Genomic DNA, 19,501 nt, shown 5'->3' on the forward strand with positions numbered 1-19,501 from the left:
GATAGAGATGCAGCTATCAAGAAAGGCGCAACGGACCAGGACCGTGCTTGTCGCCGGCGGCGCAGGCTTCCTCGGTTCGCATCTTTGCGAGACAATGCTCCAGGCCGGCTGGCGCGTGATCTGCGTCGACAATTTCCTTACCGGCCGCATGGAGAACATAGCATCGATCGCCGATCGTCCGGATTTTCGGCTGATCAAGCAAGACATTTGTCGGCCGCTGGAGCTTGGCGAACCGGTTGACCGCATCTTCAATATGGCATGCGCGGCCTCGCCGCCGCGTTACCAGGCCGACCCGGTCCACACGACGCGGACTTGTGTCATCGGGACGCTTAATCTGCTGGAGCTCGCCGCTCGTAATTGCGCCCGCTTCCTGCAGGCGTCCACCAGCGAAATTTATGGCGATCCCGAACAGCATCCGCAGAAGGAGGACTATGTCGGCCACGTAAACTGCATCGGCCCTCGCGCCTGCTATGACGAAGGCAAGCGCACCGCCGAAACCCTGTGTTTCGACTATTTGAGAATGGGAAAAGCCGATATCCGTGTCGCCCGCATCTTCAACACCTATGGTCCCAGGATGGACCCTGCGGACGGACGGATCGTTTCCAATCTGATCATGCAGGCACTCGAGAGACGGCCTTTGACGATATTCGGCGACGGGCTGCAGACCAGGTCGTTCTGCTATGTTTCCGATCTGGTCGACGGCTTGATCCGGTTGATGGAGGTCGATCCCAATCCGCGCCAGCCCGTCAATCTGGGCAATCCGGGGGAGTTCACCATCCTGCAACTGGCGAGCCTGGTGAGAGGCATGACCGCAACCAAATCGGGCCTGAAATTCCTACCGCTGCCGCAAGACGATCCTCGTCGTCGGCAACCCGACATTTCCCGCGCAAGGAAACTTCTCGGCTGGTCGCCAAAAGTGCCGCTCAGGCAGGGTTTGATGCGCACGATCGGTTATTTTGCCGAGCTTGAGGCGGCGCAGATGATCAACAGAAGACGTCGAATTCCCGCCACCGTGCGTTCTGCATCAGGCCGGCTGCAAAACCTGCCGGCCTGAAGGCCGGGAGCGTCTGGCCGCTGCTTGGTCATGACGGAAAGCGCCGTCGTTTCGGATTTGGTCACTTTTTCTCGTCGCGGGAACAACCCGCCCAGCTTCTGGTTCTGCCAAGGTACCGGCATGGAGACGATTGTGCATCCGAAGCGATCCGCCAAAGACATCGACCAAATGGCCGCAAAGGAGACGGCTGCCTTCCTGCGGCGCGCCTCCATCACCTATCTGGAATGTTGTGTGAGCCTGATGATGACGCATCTTCAGCGCGAGGAGGTAGTCGCCATCCTCGAAAAGGAAGCGGATATGCTGCGCCGGCTGGACTGATCCCGCTCGGGCGGCCGCAGGTCGCCTTGGCTTTCCAGGAAACGAAGCAGCGCGGCAGCGTAACGTCTTGCCGCGGCCGCCAGCCGGATCTGTTCCCGATCATCGCCCGATCGCTGAGCCATGCTCCACAAGCCAAGCTGGAAGGCGAGATAGCAGGGCTCGTAGTAGTGGACCAGATTGGCATCGACGGGACGAGACGTAGTCGCCTCGACAGCCTTGCAAAGCGCCGCAGTCGCCGTGTCGGAGAGGCTGTACTCGACACGGGCGCCGGCAATGTCCCAGGCGATGTCCTGGCAGCCGATCAGATCGTGCGATCGGCAATGGTCGAGGGCGTCCGTCTTGACCAGCCTTCGACCGCGCGAAAGGATGAACTCCCAGTGATGAAGCCGCCCGTCGATCTCGATCCGCTGCATGGTCTTGGGTGAAACCTGTTTCGAGAACCAGGTCCGCAACTCCGTGGCACGGCCTTCGCCCAAAGCCTCGCTTGTATTCTGCACGGCCATGTCGGCAAGCGCCTCCAGCGAGGCGCCCGGCTCGGACGCGGGCAGATTGGCTGCGCGCCAGGCCAGATAATGTCCGAGATGCGCGACTACTTTTTCTTTCGAAAGCCTTGCCCGGTCCAGCGTTGTACCGTCGATCCAACGTTCAACGAGAAAGCCATGGCACAGCCCGGCGACGTCCGGGCCAAAGCCTGCGTCATGCAGCCTTCTGGCAGTCTCGGCCTTGTGCATTCCAATTTCGCCGAGGCCGACGAATTTGACCGACCATTTTTCCCGGCCCGCAGAAGCAAGAAACTTTCGCCGCTCGAAGCCGCGGTGGACGGGCGGCCAATGATCCTGCGAGCCATAATGCAAGCGACGCCACTCTCCGCCAGATATTTCGGTCAGGCTGACCGCTGTGCGGCCGATCGTCCTGGCCACCCAATCCCGCAGCGCCGGCAGAGCGGAGCCAGCGGGAAAAGTCCGTTCGAAATCCGCGGTGTGTTTTTGGCAAACCGTCCATGCCTCACGACTGTCCGCCGATGCCTCGGGACCCGGCCCACCCGAATGGCTGGGGAACAGATGGATGCGCCCGGCATCGATGCCCAGCGCTTGCAGCCATGCGACGACGGCGTGGAACGAACTGCCTGACAGGCCCGGGCCTTCGTCGACGATGGCAAAGCGGGCCGACTGCCTCGCCCTCCAGCCGCCGATCAGCTCCGGATCGGTGGCAAGCCGCCTGCGAAACGGATGGCCGGTCGGTCGGACGCTGACGGGTGCCGGTGCGCCGATGGCTGCCGCCACCATTGCCGCCAGCCCCAGGCCGATGCTGCGGATGCCGATCACGCATGTGTTCGCATCGAGACCCGACTGCCGCGCGGCGACGAAATAGCTCTCCGGATAGAGCGCGTAATGGGCAAATCCTTCAGCCGTGCCGGTCAGGATTTCGCCATCGCAATCGAGTTCGGCCAGCATTCGCGGCACTTCGGCATCGATCGGGCCGTCGATGGCGAATCCGGCCCCCCACGATCTGCCAACGTCCCGGGCCAAGCCGACCAGGAGATTTGCGCCCGCGATCCGCTGTCGGGAATTCCTGTCCGTGCCCTTGGCCTCGAATTCAGCATCGGCGAGGCCCTGGACCAGTTCCGAAGCCCTGATGAACAGGCCGACCAGCGCTGCGTGGCGTTCGATCCCACTTGGCATGTCCGCAATGTACCCGGCCGCGTCGCAGGCCGAGGCGCGAACATATCGCGCGCTCCGCATTTGCTTGTGGTCGCCATAGACGATCATTGTCCCGTCCCGGTTTGCCTCACCCCTCGCTGCACAACTCGGCGGGCGCTACTTTGATCCACTATCGGTTGCACGATTTTTGCAGCAGGCAAGGAACAATCCGGGAGGAAGGCGGTTTGGCACGAAGAACTTACCTTCAACAGCATAGGCAGCGGTTTCGTGGGCTCGAAGAAAGTTCGAATCGGTATAGTCGGTGTCGGCAACTGCGCCTCCTCCCTTGTTCAGGGCATCACCTATTACCGCGACGCAAGGAGCAATGAGCCCATACCCGGGCTGATGCATGCCGATCTTGGCGGCTATCATGTCAAGGACATCGAGGTGGTCTGCGCTTTCGATGTCGCCAAGGGCAAGGTCGGACGCGATGTGGCAGACGCGATCTACAGCGCGCCGAACAATACTTTCCGCTTTGCCAATGTCGCGCCTACCGGCGCTCGCGTCGAACGCGGACCGACGCTGGACGGCATCGGCAAATATCTGCGCGACGAGATCGAGGAGGCCGACGAGCCGGTCGCCAACGTCGGCAAGATCCTCGCCGAAAGCGGCGCCGAAATCCTGGTGTCCTATCTGCCAGTCGGTTCGGAGGAGGCAACGCGCTTTTATGCCGAGTGCGCGCTCGAGGCGGGCTGCGCCTTCGTCAACTGCATACCAGTCTTCATCGCTTCGCGGCCGGAGTGGCGCCGGCGCTTCGAGCAGCACGGCCTGCCGCTGATCGGCGACGATATCAAGAGCCAGGTCGGTGCGACGATCGTCCACCGGCTGCTCGCCAACCTGTTCCGCGAGCGCGGCGTGCGCATCGATCGCACTTACCAGCTCAATTTCGGCGGCAACACCGACTTCCTCAACATGCTTGAGCGCGAGCGGCTGGAATCGAAGAAGATCTCAAAGACCCAATCCGTCACCAGCCAGATCGACGTTCCCCTGGAGCCCGGCAACATTCATGTCGGGCCAAGCGATCATGTTCCATGGCTGACCGACCGCAAGTGGGCCTATATCCGGGTCGAAGGCACGACCTTCGGCGGCGTACCGCTGAATGCCGAGCTCAAGCTGGAAGTGTGGGATTCGCCCAACTCGGCCGGTGTCGTGATCGATGCGGTGCGTTGCGCCAAGCTGGCGCTCGACCGCGGTATCGTGGGCGCGCTGACTGGTCCCTGCAGCTATTTCATGAAATCGCCGCCCGAGCAGTTCACCGACGCGGAAGCCCGCCAGCGCACGCTCTCTTTCATCGCCGGCAAGGACGAGCCGATGCTCGATGCCGCGGAATGACGACGACGTTCTTTCTGGTGCGCCACGCCGCGCACGACAATGTCGGCTGTTATCTTGCCGGACGGATGGCTGGCGTGTGCCTTGGCGAAGCCGGCAGGGCACAGGCCTCGCATCTGGCTGACCGCATGGCACGCGAGGCGATAGCGGCAATCTTCTGCAGCCCGCGCGAACGGACGCAGGAGACGGCCAATCCGATCGCGCTCGCCTGCAATGCCGGTGAAATCGTGATCCGCGAGGAACTCGATGAGATCGACTTCGGCACCTGGTCGGGAAAGACCTTCGAGGAGCTGAACCAGGATGCCGACTGGCGAGCGTGGAACGACCAGCGTCAGCAGGCGAGAACGCCGAGCGGCGAGACCATGCTGGACGTGCAGCAACGCGTCGTCTCGCTGATCGAGCAGGTCCGCGGAACATACCAGAACCAGTGCGTCGCACTGGTCAGCCATGCCGACGTCATCAAGGCCGCGGTGTGCAAAGTGCTCGGCCTGTCGCTGGGAAACTGCTTTCGCTTCGATATCGACCCAGCGTCGATCACCACGGTTGTTTGGGGGGACTGGGGGTCGAAGCTGATCAGACTCAACGAAGCTGCCTGACGAGGAATTGTCGGATGCGCATGGTCATTTTCGGTCTTACCGTGACATCGTCGTGGGGCAACGGCCACGCCACGCTGTGGCGCGGATTGATCCGGGCGATGGCCGGGCTGGGCTGGTCCATCACCTTCTTCGAACGCAACACTCCCTATTATGCCGGGACGCGCGACCTCGACCAGTTGGATGGCGGCAGCCTTGTCCTTTATCCGGACTGGCAGGACATCCAGCGCGTTGCCGAGCAGGCGATGAAAGAGGCCGATGTCGTCATCGTCACCTCCTATTGCCCCGATGCCGTGAGCGCGTCGCGCCTTGCCCAGCAGGCCTGTCGCGGGCTGAAGGTCTTCTACGATCTGGACACGCCGGTGACGCTGGCGCGGATCGAACAAGGTGAGCCTCCGGCTTATTTCGGGCCGGAAGGGCTTCGCGATTTCGATCTCGTGCTGAGCTATACGGGAGGAACCGCGATCGACGCATTGAGGTTGATGCTGGGTGCACGCCGCGTCATGCCGCTCTACGGCCATGTTGATCCAGAGCGACACCGGCCCGCCCCGCCCAAGCCGGAGTTTGCCGGCGACCTTTCCTATCTCGGGACCTATGCGGCAGACCGCCAGGCCGGGGTCGAAAGGCTGCTGGTCAGTCCGGCTGCGCGCCTGCCGGAGCGCCGTTTCATTATCGGCGGCGCACAATATCCGCAAGAATTCCCGTGGAGCGACAATATCTTCTTCGTCCGGCATCTTCCGCCAGCCGACCACCCCGCCTTCTTTTCATCATCACGGCTGACCCTGAACGTGACCCGCGAGGCGATGGCCGAAAGGGGCTGGTGTCCTTCCGGCCGGCTATTCGAAGCCGCCGCTTGCGGTGCTGCGATGGTGAGCGACACATGGCCCGGACTGGAGGCCTTTTTCCGGCCCGGTGAAGAGATCGTCGTGGCCAACAGCACCGACGACGTGGTCGCCGCGCTCGACCTGTCCGACGCCGAGCTTGACGCGATCCGGCGCCGTGCGCGCGAGCGGGTACTGGACGAACACACCTCGGCGCGGCGGGCGAAGGAATTCGACCGCATCCTGTCCGATGCACTGCACGGCTCCACGCTTGGCGAGCCGTTGAAGGAGGCAGTTTGATGTTGGGCATCGTGCCCGCAGCCGGACGGGGAAGCCGCATCCAGCCGCTCGGCTTTTCGAAGGAGCTTCTGCCGGTCGGCAGCCGCATCGACGGCAACACCGAACGGCCTTGCGCGGTCAGCGAATATCTGGTGCGCCGCATGGTGCGCGCAGGGGCCGACAAGATCTGCTTCGTCATCGGCTCGGGTAAGTCGGATATCCTCGAATATTATTCTGCCGGCTATGCCGATGCGGCCGCTCTGTTTGTGGTGCAGCCGTCTCCGGTCGGCCTTTGCGACGCCATCTTCCGCGCCGCACCGCTCGTCGCGGCAGACGAGACCGTTCTGGTCGGGCTGCCCGATACGATCTGGTTTCCCGAAGACGGCTTCCTGGCCCTCCCGGACGACGGCCTGTCCTTCCTGCTGTTTCCGGTGGACCAGCCGGAGTTCTTCGATGCCGTCGTTGTCGACCAGGACGGCCGGGTGAAGCAAATCCAGGTCAAGCAGCAGAATGCCCAATCGAACTGGATTTGGGGTGCGTTCAAGATGCCCGGCCGCACTCTTCACCAGCTCGGCGCGCTGTGGCGGGAACGGGACCGGTGCGACGAATATATCGGCACGCTGGTCAATGCCTATCTCGCCGCCGGAGGCGAAGCCTATGGCATCAAGGCTGGCACCGCCTATGTCGACGTCGGCACCTTCAACGGCTACCGCACCGCACTTCGCCTGCTTGAAAGCGCCGCCGGTACCAAGGACGACCAAGCCGCCATTACGCTGCCCGGCCACCAGCACGTTCCTATCCTCGCAGGCGAAGGAGGCTAGCCATGCTGCATTCCGATGCCGAAATCCGCCGCCGTATCGATGCGCTCGGCCCATGGTTCCACAACATGGAACTGGCCGGCATCGAAACCGCTCCCGACCATTTCCTTGGCAACTATCCGCTGATCAAATGGCGCAAATTCGCCGACGCGATTCCCGCCGATCTTTCCGGCAAGGCGGTGCTCGACATAGGCTGCAATGCGGGTTTCTACTCGATCGAGATGAAACGCCGTGGCGCCGGCCGCGTGCTAGGCATCGACTTCGATGAGGCTTACCTGGCGCAGGCGCGCTTTGCCGCCGAGGTAGCGGACTGCGACATCGAATTCCGGCAGCTCTCGGTCTACGACGTTGGCGCCCTGCATGAGCGGTTCGACATCGTGCTGTTCATGGGAGTGCTCTACCATTTGCGCCATCCTTTGCTCGCACTCGATCTGATCCGGGAGCATGTCGCCGACGACCTGATGATCTTCCAGTCGATGCAGCGCGGCAGCACCAACGTGCCGGCACTCGAGCAGAATTATCATTTCTGGACCCACGACCTGTTCGACCGGCCGGAGTTCCCAAAGCTGCATTTCATCGAGCATCGTTACGCCGACGACCCGACCAACTGGTGGATTCCCAACCGTGCCTGCACCGAAGCCATGCTGCGCAGCGCCGGTTTCGAGATCGTGCTGCAACCGGAGCAGGAGGTCTATTTCTGCCGCACTGCCGACGCGCCGGCCGGCGGCGGCGCCGTCTACCCGTCGAAAGGACAGATAAATGATTGAAGCCGCGATGATCTGGAACGAGCCCAACAACAAATCCCACTGGGATCCCGAGCTCGACCCCGACTGGAGCCGCTTCGCCACTACGGCAATCCTGGCCGCCGACGCGATCGCGTCGGAGAATCCCGCCTTGACCAAAGTCCTTGGCGGCATCTCGCCGATCGATGCCGGCTTCATGACACGGATGAAGGAATTCGGCGTGCTCGATCATGTCGACGCGGTCGCCGTGCACGGCTTTCCGCTCGACTGGAACCTCTGGCAGATCCACGAATGGCCGCAGAAGATCGGCGAGATCTCGGTTGTTACCGATCTTCCGGTATGGGTCAGCGAGGTCGGCGTGTCGACCTTCGGCGCCGAGGAGGTACAGGTCTGGGGCCTGCGCCGGACCGCGGAATTGCTGATCGGCAACGCACCGCGTATCCAATGGTACAGCCTCTACGACCTGCCGCGCGAGTGGGAAGCGACGACGCGCCATCGCGAGGCGGAAGGCTCTTCCTATTACCGCCATTTCTACATGGGCCTGCTTCGCCAGGACGGCACGCCAAAGCCCGCGTTCGAGGAGTTCCTGCACCACACGCCGGCAATGGGACTGGTGCAGTGGTTCCATTTCGAAGATCACCGGCTGGACGACGCCGTTGCCTGGATGAAACGGCTCGGCGTCACCAATCTGCGCACCGGGCTTTCCTGGGCCGACAGCTTCAGGCCCAACGCGCTTGACTGGTTCGACAGGCAGATGGAGGCTTTGGCCGACTTCGACGTGACGGTCACCTTCTGCTTCACGCCGGAACACCGCGGAATGATGCCGCACCACAGCAGTCCGCCACTGGTGCCTGAGGAATTCGCCGAGTTCTGCGCGGCAATGACGCGCCGCTATGCCGGCAGCATCGCTGTCCCTTCCGCCGGTAGGCTGCGCGCCTCTGCAGCGTGAGGAGCTTTGGCTCTCCAGCCATGACGCTCACCGTCCTCAACGTCGCCTATCCCCTCGCCCCGGTCGGGCCGGATGCGGTCGGCGGCGCCGAGCAGGTGCTGTCGATGCTCGACCAGGCGCTCGTACAGGCCGGACACCGTTCGATCGTGATCGGCTGCCAGGGCTCGAGCGCTGCGGGCACTCTCATCGAGACGCCGGCCGAGCCGGGCGTGCTCGATGAAGCGGCGAAGCGCCGGGCGCAGCGTGCTCATCGCGCCGCAATTGCTACCGCTCGCGCTCGCTGGCCAATCGACGTGGTCCATTTGCATGGCATCGATTTCGATGCCTATCTGCCGGGCGACGGGCCGACATTGGTGACCTTGCATTTGCCGCTCGACTGGTATCCGGCCGACGCTCTCAATCCGGCGCGGGAGGATCTGTGGCTGCATGCGGTATCGGCGGCTCAGCAAAGAACCGCGCCACCGGGAGCCAGGCTCATCGAACCTATCCCCAACGGAGTGGACATCGATGCGCTGAGTGAGCGGCAGGCCAAGCGCGACTTTGCGCTCGTGCTCAGCCGCGTCTGCCCGGAAAAGGGCATCCATCTGGCGCTGGACGCAGCCAAGAAGGCCAGCGTGCCGCTGGTCGTCGGCGGCAAGGTCTACCCCTACGAAACCCACACCGCGTATTTTCGCGACGAGGTCGAACCCCGGCTGGACGACCGGCGCCGCTTCCTTGGTCCGCTCGGCTTTGTCGCCAAGCGGCGCCTGCTGAACACAGCCCGCTGCCTGGTCATCCCGAGCCTTGCGGCGGAAACCAGTTCGCTCGTCGCCATGGAGGCGCTCGCCTGCGGCACCCCCGTGGTGGCCTTCCCGAATGGCGCACTGCCGGATGTGGTCGAGCATGGCAAGACCGGGTATCTGGTCGGGGATGTCGACGAGATGGCGGAAGCCATCGTTGCCGCACGCGACCTCGACCCCGAGACCTGCCGGGCCGAGGCGCGGCGGCGCTTTTCACTCGACCGCATGGTTTCCTCCTACATGGACGCCTATCGGGCGCTGGCACGGCTCGGCACAGACAGCGGGCAGTTCGCAACGGCGAGGTGAGCGGGACATGCTCCGCAGCGAGATTATCGACCATCCGGCGGACCTCGAAGCCCTCGAGCCGCACTGGTGGGAACTCTGGTCGCGCAGTCCCTCGGCGACGCCGTTCCAGTCTCCCGCATGGTTGCTGCCATGGTGGCGGACATTCGCTCCCGGCGAGCTCGCCACGGTCGCCGTCTTGCGTGGCGACGATCTGGTCGGCCTAGCGCCACTCTATCTGGAATGCCAGGCCGCCGGGGCGCGGCTGCTTCCGCTCGGCATTTCGTTGAGCGACTATCTGGATGTCCTTTGTATTCCCGAAACCGCCGAACCGGTCGCCGTCGCCATCGCCGACACGGTTCTTTCCCTCGGCTGGTCACAGTGGATCTTGCAGGACCTGCCTCCCGGCGGCGCTGGCCTTGCCATCAGGCATGCCGCGCTCGAATCGTGCCAAGCCGTCGACCACGCCGCTTGCCCGGTGCTCGCTCTCGCCGGCGACCAGACCCTTCAAGGCTGTGTTCCGGCGCGGCGGAGGCGCCAATTGCGCCGCGCCCACAGGGCCGCGTCGAGACGCGGCCGGGTCCGCATCGAACCCGCTTTGTCCGATCCGCAGACATTCCTCGATCACCTGATCCGCCTTCACCGCGCGCGCTGGGCCGGACACGGCGACGGCGTTCTGTCCGATACCCGCGTGGAAGAATTCCACCGTCAGGCACTGCCGCAGTTGGTCGCACAAGTGCTTGCCCGATGCTGGCTTATGACCATCGGTGACGCGATCGTAGGCGCCTATTACGGGTTCCATCATCGTGGCCGCGCCTACGCTTATCTCGGTGGCTTCGATCCGGCCTATGCGGAGGAAAGTCCCGGCGCGCTGCTCATCGGCCAGGCGATAAGGCAGGCGATCTGCGAAGGCGCGGAAGAGTTCGATTTTCTGCGCGGACAAGAGGCCTACAAATACAGCTGGGGCGCCGTCGACCGGTGGACGATGCGCAAGATCTGGACGCGGAGCAAACGGCGATGAGCGCGACCCAGCCGGGATCGCGGCGGTCGACATCGGCAAGGCGGGTGCTGGAGGACTGCATGGCAGACGGTGCCGGCGCCGAAGCCGTCATCGCCAGGCTGGCTCTCCGTTTCGAGACAGGAATCGATGCCGCAGAACTGGCGAAGATCGTGCAAAACACGCACTCGGCCGATCCGCGAAAGACGGCAAAACTACAACGGATTGCGGACCTGCTTCAGCGCAGGCCCGAGATCTTCGCCATGCTGTGCAAAACGGGTGGTGCCGTTCGGCACGAACGCGGTGAGGGAGAGACCGACGATGCGGTCGTCAAGCGGCTGGCGGCCGGGTTTGACGCGGCGGCGGCGATCTCACCGGCGGCGAGCGTCCAGCTGTCGTCGCTGGGCAATGAGGAAAAGCTCTCTGCCGCTACGGCTGAGGTCGTTGCATGGCTGGAGAGGCGAGGTTTTACCGGCACCAGCCGCGACATACTGGATATCGGCTGTGGTATCGGTCGGTTCGAACAGGCGCTCTCCGCTCTGTCGCACCGGATCGTCGGCAGCGATATATCCCGAGCGATGATCTCGATCGCCCGCCGGCGATGCGCCGGGCTCGGCAATGTGGAATTCCGCCCTACCCGCGGTTTCGATCTTGCCGATTTTCGCGATGCCAGCTTCGACCGCGTGCTGGCCGTCGACAGCTTTCCCTATCTGGTGCTGGCCGGCCTCGCGGAACGACACTTCATGGAAATCGCGCGCGTGCTGAAGAGGCCGGGCATGGCGGTGCTCTTGAATTATTCATATCGCGGATCGCCGGCGCTGGATCGCGCCGACGTTCATAACTTCGCCAATGCAAATGGCATGCAAGTCCTCGTCGACGGCGAAAAGCCGTTCCGGCACTGGGATGGCGATGCCTTCCTGCTTACGATTTCCGGCGGAACATTGCGGCCCAACGCTGGTTCGGATGCCGAACGGGAAAAGCCGCTCGACAGTATGAAGGAGGACAAGATGGCGTCCGGCAGCAAGAAGCACATCGGTCGCGGCAGTCACGGCAAAGGCGCTGGCGCAGGCGCGATGACCGATCTTCCCAAGGACAAGATCGGAGAGAACGCCGTTCTGTCCAACAGAGACAAGAAGCAGCATACCAAGGAGCGTGGGCTCGACGGCAATCGGGTCAAGTCCGAGCAGTACCAGGATCATTCAGCGGATCGGCGGCCTGAAGACTGATCGTTGCGGCAGCATGTGGCTTGCGGCCGGCGGGCAATTGAAACGCCGCGAGAGCCCAACCGCTGACGAAGCTCAAGGGACCGAAGCCGGTCGCATGGCTGGCCTGCAAATTCTTGCAAACTCGCACTGTTGCCACCAGAGTGAGGTGAAGGGACCAACATTTGCCAAGAGAACGCGATGTCTCGCTCAAGGGAAGATTCCGTCACCACGCGTGCCGATCTGACGATAGACCGGGAAATCGCTTCCTTGCTTGCGGCCATCGAACAGGAAAGGGTTCCTGACCGGCTGACCAAACTTGCGATCGAATTGCAGAACGCGCTTGTGGAAAGACGATTGCGCGAAACCAGTAATTAGCGTGACATGTATTAGCGGCGCCTTTCGGCTTCGAAGTCCAGTTGTCCTTCGGATAGATAGCTGCGCCTTTCCATCAGCGTTTGCGAGGAACTTTCGCCAAGGTATTGCAGCACGCCGGCGCGTGCGCGGTTGAGCCGGCTTTTCACGGTTCCCACCGCGCAACCGCATATTTCGGCCGTCTCCTCATAGCTGACGCCCAGCACGCCTATCAGCATCAGAACCTCGCGCTGGTGCTCGGGAAGGCTCTGGATGGCCTGGTGGACTTCCTTGCCCTGTATGGACCATTCCTGCGTCGCTTCCGAGATCGGCCGCAGGGAAGCGCAGTCGAGCAGGCCGGGCGCTTCCCTCACGGCGGCCCTGACACGCGTGTAGTATGTGTTGCGCATGATGGTGAAGAGCCATGACTTCATACGCGTTCCAGCCTCGAACTTGTCGATGTTGGCCAGCCCCTTGGTCAGCGTCTCCTGGACCAGGTCGTCGGCATCATCGGGAGTGCGGCAGAAAGTACGCGCGAAAGCCCTTAAAGCGGGTATGAGGTGGACGATGGAAACTTCTTCGGTTTCGCGGGTCGCGAAGGCGTAGGCTGTGGGTGGCAATGGTCCAGCTCCCGTCCAGAATGAGTTCGTGAGCGCAGACCTGTTAAATGCATTGGGCGAAAGATCGTTCCGGTGGGCGAAATCACCCAACCAAGAACCGGAGCGGCTTGGCTGGGCAGCCCGGCCGGCGGCGATATTTTTGACGGAACAACCACCGGGATCGCGGAGTTCAAATCAAGGTCGTCCGACAATTCGGGGCGCCGCCATTTGGCGCGTCGAAACGCGGTTTCGCAGCGAGCCTTGGCCGCGACCTCAAGGACGGCCCGCCACCTCAAGAAACAGGAGGAGTCCATGACAGGAAACAAGCACGCCAAAGGCAAAACGCCGGCCGATAGCGATCTTGCCAACGATCCCGGCATCGGCAGTTCCAGGGGCACGATCAAGGAGGGCGACCGGCTCGACCAGGGCAACAACACGTTCGAAGGCGATGTCGAGAACGACACCACGCCACAAGGCGGTATCAATCCTCGCCAAAAGATGCGGACCAACAAGTGACGCCAGGACCGGCGGCGCACGATCGAACAAACCCGCTGCAACCTGTGCAGCAATCCCGCGTTAAGGAGCATGGGCCTCGTGTCCGCCCCGAGCGTTGATGCGACAGGCTCTTTCGCGGAGACACAGATGACAAAAAGATCGTTTGGCCGCCCCGTTCCAATTCTCGTCGGCCTTGGTTTCCCTCGCTATGTCGAAAACATCTGGCAGGCCTATGACGTCTTAAATGAATGGCCGAGCCGCGGTCCGGCGCACAAGGCGGCGTTCGACGCCTGTCGCGCCGGGCTAGCTGACGAGGTCGACGTCGAGACGGTGCGCGCGGCGTTCGATACATTCGCCCGCAAGGCGGGCATTCTGGCCCACGATATCGCAGCCGAAACACCAGCACGCCCCAAAACACCTGCGAAGGCCCACGATGTTTGGCTGAAACGCCCATCGGACGGCCCTGTAGACCCTGGGGACGCCCAGCTTACTTGAACCGGCCAGCTTGCTTGAACCGGCCAGCTTGCTTGAACCGGCCCGCTTGCTTGAACCGGGAGGAATAAGGTGCTGAGAATAGAATTCGATACTCCTGTTTGCATCTATTTCGGCAAGCCTGGGCGATCGCGATTGGTCAGTTCCGTTTTCGAAGCAGTATATTGCCTGAAAAGCGAGAAATGGCCGGCGCGCAATGCCCCACTGGCGCTGGTGGCGGCTGATGTATTGAATCGCGCCCGGACCGGTGAAATTACGGCCGGCAAAGCGCGGCAAGCATTTGTCGATGCCGCTTGGGAAGCGAACATTCTTGTCGAAGGCGAGCCGCATGACGCGCGTGGCTTGACAGCCTTCTTGTCGGACAGCGGGTAAACCGCCAGGCTGCCTCCCCGCAGTTCCGTCCAAAGCTTAGTTTATCGCGAATGATTGGCGTTCTCGGCCTTTTTTTGGCGCTGCTGCCTGAGGACCTCGTCGGTTCCGACGAGCTTCTTCGATCCGCCGGGGATCGTGGTGGAGACGACGGCCGGCGGATCGCTCGCAGGGAAGGAATCTTCCAGGCCTGCCTGCAACTGGTCTTCCAGCGTTTGCGGCTCTTCAGAGCGGCCGGGGGTCCTTCGAGTATCTACGTTCTCCAGCGGCTGTGTCATGTCCGGTGAAGACTTGACTTCTCGAATCCAGCCATAGAGCTGTTCGATGGCAAATTCCTTCATTGCATCGAAATCGGCTTTGTCGTCACGCGATGCCTCGATTTGATCTACCATGGTCTTCTCGAAACGTTCAAGGCTATCGCTTCCGCAGGCCCGGCATAGACGCACCAACGCCTCGCGCAATATGAGCGGCGCAAAGTGCGCCGTCGCCTCAAGCCTGAGCTGCTGCAAACGCTCCGGGGTGGCGGCTTGGAAGTTCGACATGTTCGACCTCTCGCCTTGTGGAGCATGTCAACGAAAATTGTCGGCGGATGTTCCATCGGCGGCCGGTGCATCGCTCGATCCTCAGCGGTGCGCGCCACCACCGACTGCCATGCGGATACCGAGACCGACGACGAAGCAGCCTGCCACCCGCTGCTGCCAGAGCCTTACCATCGGTCGTTTCATGATCCAGGCCCCGAGCGTGCCGGATGCGAGCGCATATGCCCCCAGCACCAGCACACCGGTCATTTTCTGGGTACCACCGAGCAGCAGCAATTGCAGCGTGACCGATCCGCGCGCGGGATCGACGAACTGCGGAAGGAATGCCACCATAAAGGTTATCGGCCAGGGATTTATCAGATTGGCGATCATCCCTTCGCGCGCAGCCGCGAGCGGCCCAACGGCCCCAGGCTCCTCGACAGCGACGCTGTCCGACCGCAATAATACCATGCGTGATCCAAGCCAAACGAGATAGGCCGCGCCCATCCAGCGAAGCATCGCAAAGGCAAGGGGCGATGCCTGGAGCAGCGACGATATGCCGAGGGCAAGGAGCGGCAGCTGGACCATACCGGCGCCCAGGGTCATTCCGAGGACGGTGAACAAGGCAACGGCACGGCCCTGTCCGATGCCGCGCGCCATCACCAGCAGACTGTCAGGCCCTGGCGGCATCTGCATCAGGATGACCGTCCCGAGAAAGGCCGCCCACGAGGCGATATCCATGCCGCTACTTCGACCCGGTTTCGTAAGACGGCTTCGCACCACCCTTCAACCGGCCGGCATCTCGCATCATCTTGAGCGCTTCGTCCCTGGTCAGGCCGCACCTGCGGGCAAAGAAATTGATCTCATAGACCTGCTCGGCCGAGAGGCAATCTTTGTCATCGACTCTTCGTTTGTGTTTGCGCCCGCTCATACGGCGTGGTCCCGTATAACTTAGCCTTCCCCAAACTCACATCGGGCCGACCGGTTCCCGCTGCGTCGTCACTCCCGCAGATTTTCAGTCGCTGTCTGGTCGGTCGACCTTATCCTTGAGTTCGTTCAGGAATGCGAGCAGCGCGTCCTCTGGATCGTCGGCATCCTCGGTCAGCATATCGATGCCCCAGCGTCCGAGGACGGCCTCCTGGACGATGCTTGGCTGCGGCATGAAGATGAAGGATTTCGGACGGTTCTTCTCGTAGCCCGACCGCCGCCAGGTCTGCCAAAGCCGATGCAGCAGCAGACGGATGTTCATGTCGGACATGCTGTAGCCGATGAACAGGATGGTGCGCCCTAGCGCGTCGGCTCGAAATTTCACATCGAGCGGCGAATCGAACGATAGCCGTTCAAAATAATCGGTCTCCGCCAGGACCAACGATTTATCGTCGTCGAAATCGCCGTGGAATTTGATGATCTGCGTCACCTCGCCGGTGGCCTTTGGCAAGTCCTTTGCATTGGCGACTTTGACAAAGGGCTGGCCATGGATCTCGAAGGCGACTTCGAGGTTGCGATCATAGTTGGTGGTGTAGATGATCGGGAAATCGAGCGACACGATGAGCTTGTGGATCGCCGAGCCCTGCACTTTTTCCGGTGAGACGCTCCATTCGCGATCCATCCAACTGCGCAAAGGGCCGAGGCTCCCCTGCTTTAACCGGTAATATTCGGCAAGGGCCTGATAGCTGGCCTCCGGTGCGCCGATCATATCCTCGTCGAGGCCGAGCTCGTTTTGCATGTGCTCGATGAGCTTTTGCCAAGACGGCAAGCCGACGCTCATCGATACCCCGGCTCCAACGAACAGGATCGCTCGTCGCTCTTTTACCGATTGAGCCAGTTGCTCGACTGCAGACGCCATTCGACACAACTGCGATAGGCGCCGCTCCGTTCCAGCCGAGCCCGGACCACTGCCGGAATAGATTTACTTCCGACTTGAGTGCGAACATTCGGATCGGCTGTCCCGAGCGTCCGGCCGCCGACTTTTGGCCAACCGAATCCGACATTTATTTCGTTGCATTTGGCACTTCTGCGCCGCTCACGCGTTGGAGAGTGTTCAACAAACACGGCGCAGCTGCAGCTAATGGAGCTCTGCACGAACAACTCGACAGCAAATGAGGCAAGCGCGACCGGTGGCGGCGAAAAATAGGGTGCCTGGTAAAAGGGGAAAGAGGCCAATGGCTGCAATACTGGGATGGAGGCTGCTGGCGGGGTTTGCACTGATAACCGCGGCGGTTGCTCAGCCAGCATCAAGCCCTGCGATAAATCCGCCGGCCGCAGCTGCTCCGCCCGACGACGGCCAGTGGGCGATGCCGGCAAAGAACTACGCCTCGACCCGCTACAGCGAACTTGCGGAGATCACCGAAGACAACGTCAAAAACCTGCAGGTGGCCTTCACCTTCTCGACGGGCGTCAACAAGGGCCATGAGGCTGCGCCCTTGGTCGTCGGCAACACGATGTACATCGTGACGCCGTTTCCCAACATCCTCTATGCGCTTGACCTTACCAAGCCCGGCGCGCCGATGAAGTGGAAGTTTGAGCCCAATCCCGAGCCCGCGGCGCAGGGCGTTGCCTGTTGTGACGTGGTCAACCGCGGTGCGGCCTTCTTCGACGGGCGCATCTATTTCAACACGCTCGACGGCCATACCATCGCCATCGATGCGGCCACCGGCAAACCGGTCTGGAACACCCATATCGGCAACATCAATATCGGCGAGACCATCACCATGGCGCCGCTGGTGCTGAAGGGCAAAGTGTTGGTCGGCAATTCCGGCGGCGAAATGGGGGTACGCGGCTGGATCAAGGCGCTCGACGCCGGCGACGGGCATGTCGTCTGGACGGCCTACAATACCGGCCCTGACGCCGAGGTGCTGATCGGCCCCGATTTCAAGCCGCATTACGACATGGACAAGGGCAAGGATCTCGGCGTGACGTCGTGGCCGCCCGAGGCCTGGAAGATCGGCGGCGGCAATGTGTGGGGCTGGATCTCCTATGACCCGGACCTCAACCTGATCTTCCATGGCACCGGAAATCCCGGTCCGTGGAATCCGGATCTGCGGCCCGGCGACAACAAATGGACCGCCGGCATCTTTGCCCGCGATCCCGACACCGGCGCAGCCAAATGGTTCTATCAATGGACCCCGCACGATTTGCACGACTACGACGGCATCAACGAACAGGTTCTGCTCGACATGACCTGGCAGGGCAAGCCCCGCAAGGTGCTGGTGCGGCCGGAACGCAACGGCTACGTCTATCTGTTGGATCGCACCACGGGCGAGGTCCTGTCGGCAGTCCCGTTCGGGCCAGTCAATTCCAGCAAGGGCGTCGACCTCAAAACTGGCCGGCTGATTGTAAATCCGGACAAGAAGACCGGCACCGGCAAGGTGGTGCGCGACATCTGCCCGACCGCGTCCGGCCTCAAGGACTGGCAGCCTTCGGCGTTCTCGCCAAAGACCGGCCTGCTCTACATTCCGCACAATAACATGTGCATGGACGAAGAAGGCGTCGAGGTAAATTACATCGCCGGCACGCCCTATGTCGGCATGAACGTGCGAATGATTCCCGGGCCGGGCGGCAATCGCGGTGCTTTCACCGCCTGGGATGTCGCCGCCGCCAAGCCGGCGTGGAGCCTGAAGGAGAACTTTCCGGTGTGGAGCGGCGCCGTCGCCACCGCTGGCAACGTCGTGTTCTATGGCACGATGGAAGGCTGGTTCAAGGCGGTCAGCGCCAGGACCGGCGAACTGCTTTGGCAGTTCAAGACGTCGTCCGGCATCATCGGCCAGCCGATCACCTATCGCGGCCCGGACGGGCACCAATATGTCGCGATTCTTTCGGGCGTCGGTGGCTGGGCCGGCGCGATCGTATCCGGCGATCTCGACCCGCGCGACGCCACCGCCGCGCTCGGCTTCGTCAACGTCATGAAGGATCTGAAGGATGTAACCACGCCGGGAGGTACGCTGTATGTGTTCCGGCTGCCTTGAGACGATCGGCCGAGTTGCGCGGCCACGGAGAACGCGTTCGCGGCGGTTAGCCGTCGCGGTTGGCGCACTGGCAGTCTCGCTTGTCGCCACCCTTGCCGATACGCGCGAGTTGAGGATCTGCGCCGATCCCAACAACATGCCGTTCTCCAATGCCGCCAGGCAGGGCTTTGAAAACAAGATTGCCGAACTCGTCGCCCGGGAGCTTGGTGCGACTGTTTCCTACACGTGGTGGGCACAGCGGCGCGGCTTCGTCCGCAACACGCTGAAAGCCGGCTTGTGCGATCTGGTGCCCGGCACGCCCGCCAATCTCGAGATGCTGCGCACGACCGCGCCCTACTACCGGTCTTCCTATGTGTTCGTGACACGCAAGGATGTGCCGGAAATCACGTCCTTCAACGATCCTCGCCTGCGCGATCTGCACATCGGCGTCCAACTGATCGGCGACGACGGCGCCAACTCGCCGCCCGTCCAGGCGCTTGGCCGCCGCGGCATCGTCGGCCATCTCATCGGTTTCCCCGTCTATGGCGACTATTCGGCGCCGAACCCGCCAGCGCGCATCATTGAGGCGGTCGCGAATGGTGACATCGATATGGCCGTGGTCTGGGGACCGCTGGCCGGGTACTTCGCATCCAGGCAGAAGGTGGCGCTGCGGATCACGCCGGTTTCGCCGCGCGTGGACGGCCCGCAACTGCCGATGATCTACGACATCTCGATGGGCGTGCGCCGTGGCGACGATACGCTGCGCAGCGAGGTGAACGCCGCCCTGACCAGACACCGCGCCGAGATCGACGCGATCCTGGCGGCCTACCAGGTGCCCCGCCTCGATCCTGTCGGAGCGCCTTGAA

23 protein-coding genes and 1 pseudogene are annotated in these 19,501 nt (G+C 62.4%); 18 read left to right on the plus strand and 6 right to left on the minus strand.

Annotated features, from left to right (window positions below):
* Positions 1–7: 7 nt before the first annotated feature.
* Positions 8–1,054: a UDP-glucuronic acid decarboxylase family protein gene (locus tag RQ479_RS16150; RefSeq protein ID WP_376705836.1), complete on the plus strand. Its 1,047-nt coding sequence runs from the start codon at positions 8–10 to the stop codon at positions 1,052–1,054.
* 30 nt (positions 1,055–1,084) lie between these two features.
* Complete coding sequence (locus RQ479_RS16155) at positions 1,085–1,372, plus strand: hypothetical protein (protein WP_376705837.1); 288 nt, start codon at positions 1,085–1,087, stop codon at positions 1,370–1,372.
* On the opposite strand, the gene RQ479_RS16160 is transcribed toward RQ479_RS16155, so the two are convergent.
* Positions 1,309–3,141 carry a hypothetical protein gene (locus RQ479_RS16160; protein ID WP_376705838.1) on the minus strand — a complete coding sequence of 611 codons (1,833 nt, stop codon included), beginning with the start codon at positions 3,139–3,141 and terminating at the stop codon, positions 1,309–1,311. The two genes, RQ479_RS16155 and RQ479_RS16160, sit on opposite strands and share 64 nt — an antisense overlap.
* Before the next feature lie 159 nt (positions 3,142–3,300).
* Here RQ479_RS16160 and RQ479_RS16165 point away from each other — a divergent pair, with 159 nt between their 5' ends.
* The 11 genes and pseudogenes from RQ479_RS16165 (at position 3,301) to RQ479_RS16215 (ending at position 12,242) form a co-directional block, all read left to right on the plus strand.
* On the plus strand, positions 3,301–4,404 hold the full coding sequence (locus tag RQ479_RS16165) for an inositol-3-phosphate synthase (RefSeq protein ID WP_376705839.1): 1,104 nt from the start codon (positions 3,301–3,303) through the stop codon (positions 4,402–4,404).
* Complete coding sequence (locus RQ479_RS16170; RefSeq protein WP_352467989.1) at positions 4,401–4,997, plus strand: histidine phosphatase family protein; 597 nt, start codon at positions 4,401–4,403, stop codon at positions 4,995–4,997. Before RQ479_RS16165 ends, RQ479_RS16170 begins: the two co-directional genes overlap by 4 nt.
* Positions 4,998–5,011: 14 nt before the next feature.
* Entirely contained in the window at positions 5,012–6,115 is a 1,104-nt protein-coding gene (locus RQ479_RS16175) for a glycosyltransferase (protein ID WP_376705840.1), read from the plus strand.
* The gene (locus tag RQ479_RS16180; protein WP_376705841.1) at positions 6,115–6,915 is read left to right on the plus strand and encodes a nucleotidyltransferase family protein; all 801 of its coding nucleotides are present in this window, start codon (positions 6,115–6,117) and stop codon (positions 6,913–6,915) included. The genes RQ479_RS16175 and RQ479_RS16180 overlap by 1 nt, the downstream gene beginning before the upstream one ends.
* 2 nt (positions 6,916–6,917) lie before the next feature.
* Positions 6,918–7,679, plus strand: a complete 762-nt coding sequence (locus RQ479_RS16185; RefSeq protein ID WP_376705842.1) for a TIGR04290 family methyltransferase — start codon at positions 6,918–6,920, stop codon at positions 7,677–7,679.
* A complete protein-coding gene (locus RQ479_RS16190) occupies positions 7,672–8,604 on the plus strand; it encodes a beta-xylosidase (protein WP_376705843.1) in 933 nt (310 codons plus the stop codon). The genes RQ479_RS16185 and RQ479_RS16190 overlap by 8 nt, the downstream gene beginning before the upstream one ends.
* Before the next feature lie 20 nt (positions 8,605–8,624).
* A complete protein-coding gene (locus RQ479_RS16195; RefSeq protein WP_376705844.1) occupies positions 8,625–9,689 on the plus strand; it encodes a glycosyltransferase family 4 protein in 1,065 nt (354 codons plus the stop codon).
* 7 nt (positions 9,690–9,696) lie between these two features.
* Positions 9,697–10,686, plus strand: coding sequence for a GNAT family N-acetyltransferase (locus tag RQ479_RS16200; RefSeq protein WP_376705845.1), 990 nt, complete (start codon positions 9,697–9,699; stop codon positions 10,684–10,686).
* A 239-nt stretch (positions 10,687–10,925) separates the two neighbouring features.
* A pseudogene (locus RQ479_RS16205) lies at positions 10,926–11,432 on the plus strand (class I SAM-dependent methyltransferase); the annotation flags it as partial.
* 237 nt (positions 11,433–11,669) lie between these two features.
* The gene (locus tag RQ479_RS16210) at positions 11,670–11,888 is read left to right on the plus strand and encodes a hypothetical protein (RefSeq protein ID WP_023676213.1); all 219 of its coding nucleotides are present in this window, start codon (positions 11,670–11,672) and stop codon (positions 11,886–11,888) included.
* A gap of 177 nt (positions 11,889–12,065) precedes the next feature.
* Positions 12,066–12,242 (plus strand): hypothetical protein, encoded by a 177-nt coding sequence (locus RQ479_RS16215; protein ID WP_292657610.1) that lies wholly within the window; start codon positions 12,066–12,068, stop codon positions 12,240–12,242.
* Between the two features lie 11 nt (positions 12,243–12,253).
* Here RQ479_RS16215 and RQ479_RS16220 read toward each other — a convergent pair whose 3' ends face one another.
* Positions 12,254–12,838, minus strand: coding sequence for a sigma-70 family RNA polymerase sigma factor (locus tag RQ479_RS16220; protein WP_292657609.1), 585 nt, complete (start codon positions 12,836–12,838; stop codon positions 12,254–12,256).
* Between the two features lie 291 nt (positions 12,839–13,129).
* Between RQ479_RS16220 and RQ479_RS16225 the strand changes: the two genes are divergently transcribed.
* The 3 genes from RQ479_RS16225 (at position 13,130) to RQ479_RS16235 (ending at position 14,176) form a co-directional block, all read left to right on the plus strand.
* Entirely contained in the window at positions 13,130–13,333 is a 204-nt protein-coding gene (locus tag RQ479_RS16225) for a hypothetical protein (protein ID WP_292657608.1), read from the plus strand.
* Positions 13,334–13,459: 126 nt separating this feature from the next.
* Positions 13,460–13,807 (plus strand): DUF982 domain-containing protein, encoded by a 348-nt coding sequence (locus RQ479_RS16230; RefSeq protein WP_292657606.1) that lies wholly within the window; start codon positions 13,460–13,462, stop codon positions 13,805–13,807.
* A 69-nt stretch (positions 13,808–13,876) separates the two neighbouring features.
* Complete coding sequence (locus RQ479_RS16235; protein WP_376705846.1) at positions 13,877–14,176, plus strand: DUF982 domain-containing protein; 300 nt, start codon at positions 13,877–13,879, stop codon at positions 14,174–14,176.
* A 41-nt stretch (positions 14,177–14,217) separates the two neighbouring features.
* On the opposite strand, the gene RQ479_RS16240 is transcribed toward RQ479_RS16235, so the two are convergent.
* The 4 genes from RQ479_RS16240 to RQ479_RS16255 form a co-directional block, all read right to left on the minus strand.
* The gene (locus tag RQ479_RS16240; RefSeq protein WP_376705847.1) at positions 14,218–14,715 is read right to left on the minus strand and encodes a hypothetical protein; all 498 of its coding nucleotides are present in this window, start codon (positions 14,713–14,715) and stop codon (positions 14,218–14,220) included.
* Positions 14,716–14,796: 81 nt separating this feature from the next.
* The gene (locus tag RQ479_RS16245; RefSeq protein WP_376701812.1) at positions 14,797–15,432 is read right to left on the minus strand and encodes a LysE family translocator; all 636 of its coding nucleotides are present in this window, start codon (positions 15,430–15,432) and stop codon (positions 14,797–14,799) included.
* Between the two features lie 4 nt (positions 15,433–15,436).
* Positions 15,437–15,622: a hypothetical protein gene (locus RQ479_RS16250; RefSeq protein ID WP_292657600.1), complete on the minus strand. Its 186-nt coding sequence runs from the start codon at positions 15,620–15,622 to the stop codon at positions 15,437–15,439.
* An 84-nt stretch (positions 15,623–15,706) separates the two neighbouring features.
* Positions 15,707–16,537 (minus strand): SIR2 family protein, encoded by an 831-nt coding sequence (locus RQ479_RS16255; protein ID WP_376701813.1) that lies wholly within the window; start codon positions 16,535–16,537, stop codon positions 15,707–15,709.
* A gap of 316 nt (positions 16,538–16,853) precedes the next feature.
* On the opposite strand from RQ479_RS16255, the gene RQ479_RS16260 reads away from it, so the two are divergent.
* Positions 16,854–18,656, plus strand: coding sequence for a methanol/ethanol family PQQ-dependent dehydrogenase (locus tag RQ479_RS16260; protein ID WP_376701814.1), 1,803 nt, complete (start codon positions 16,854–16,856; stop codon positions 18,654–18,656).
* The gene (locus RQ479_RS16265) at positions 18,637–19,500 is read left to right on the plus strand and encodes a substrate-binding domain-containing protein (protein ID WP_376701815.1); all 864 of its coding nucleotides are present in this window, start codon (positions 18,637–18,639) and stop codon (positions 19,498–19,500) included. The genes RQ479_RS16260 and RQ479_RS16265 overlap by 20 nt, the downstream gene beginning before the upstream one ends.
* Position 19,501 lies beyond the last annotated feature (1 nt).

It is taken from the genome of Mesorhizobium sp. ISC25 (assembly GCF_042295465.1).
Taxonomy (GTDB): Bacteria; Pseudomonadota; Alphaproteobacteria; order Rhizobiales; family Rhizobiaceae; genus Mesorhizobium.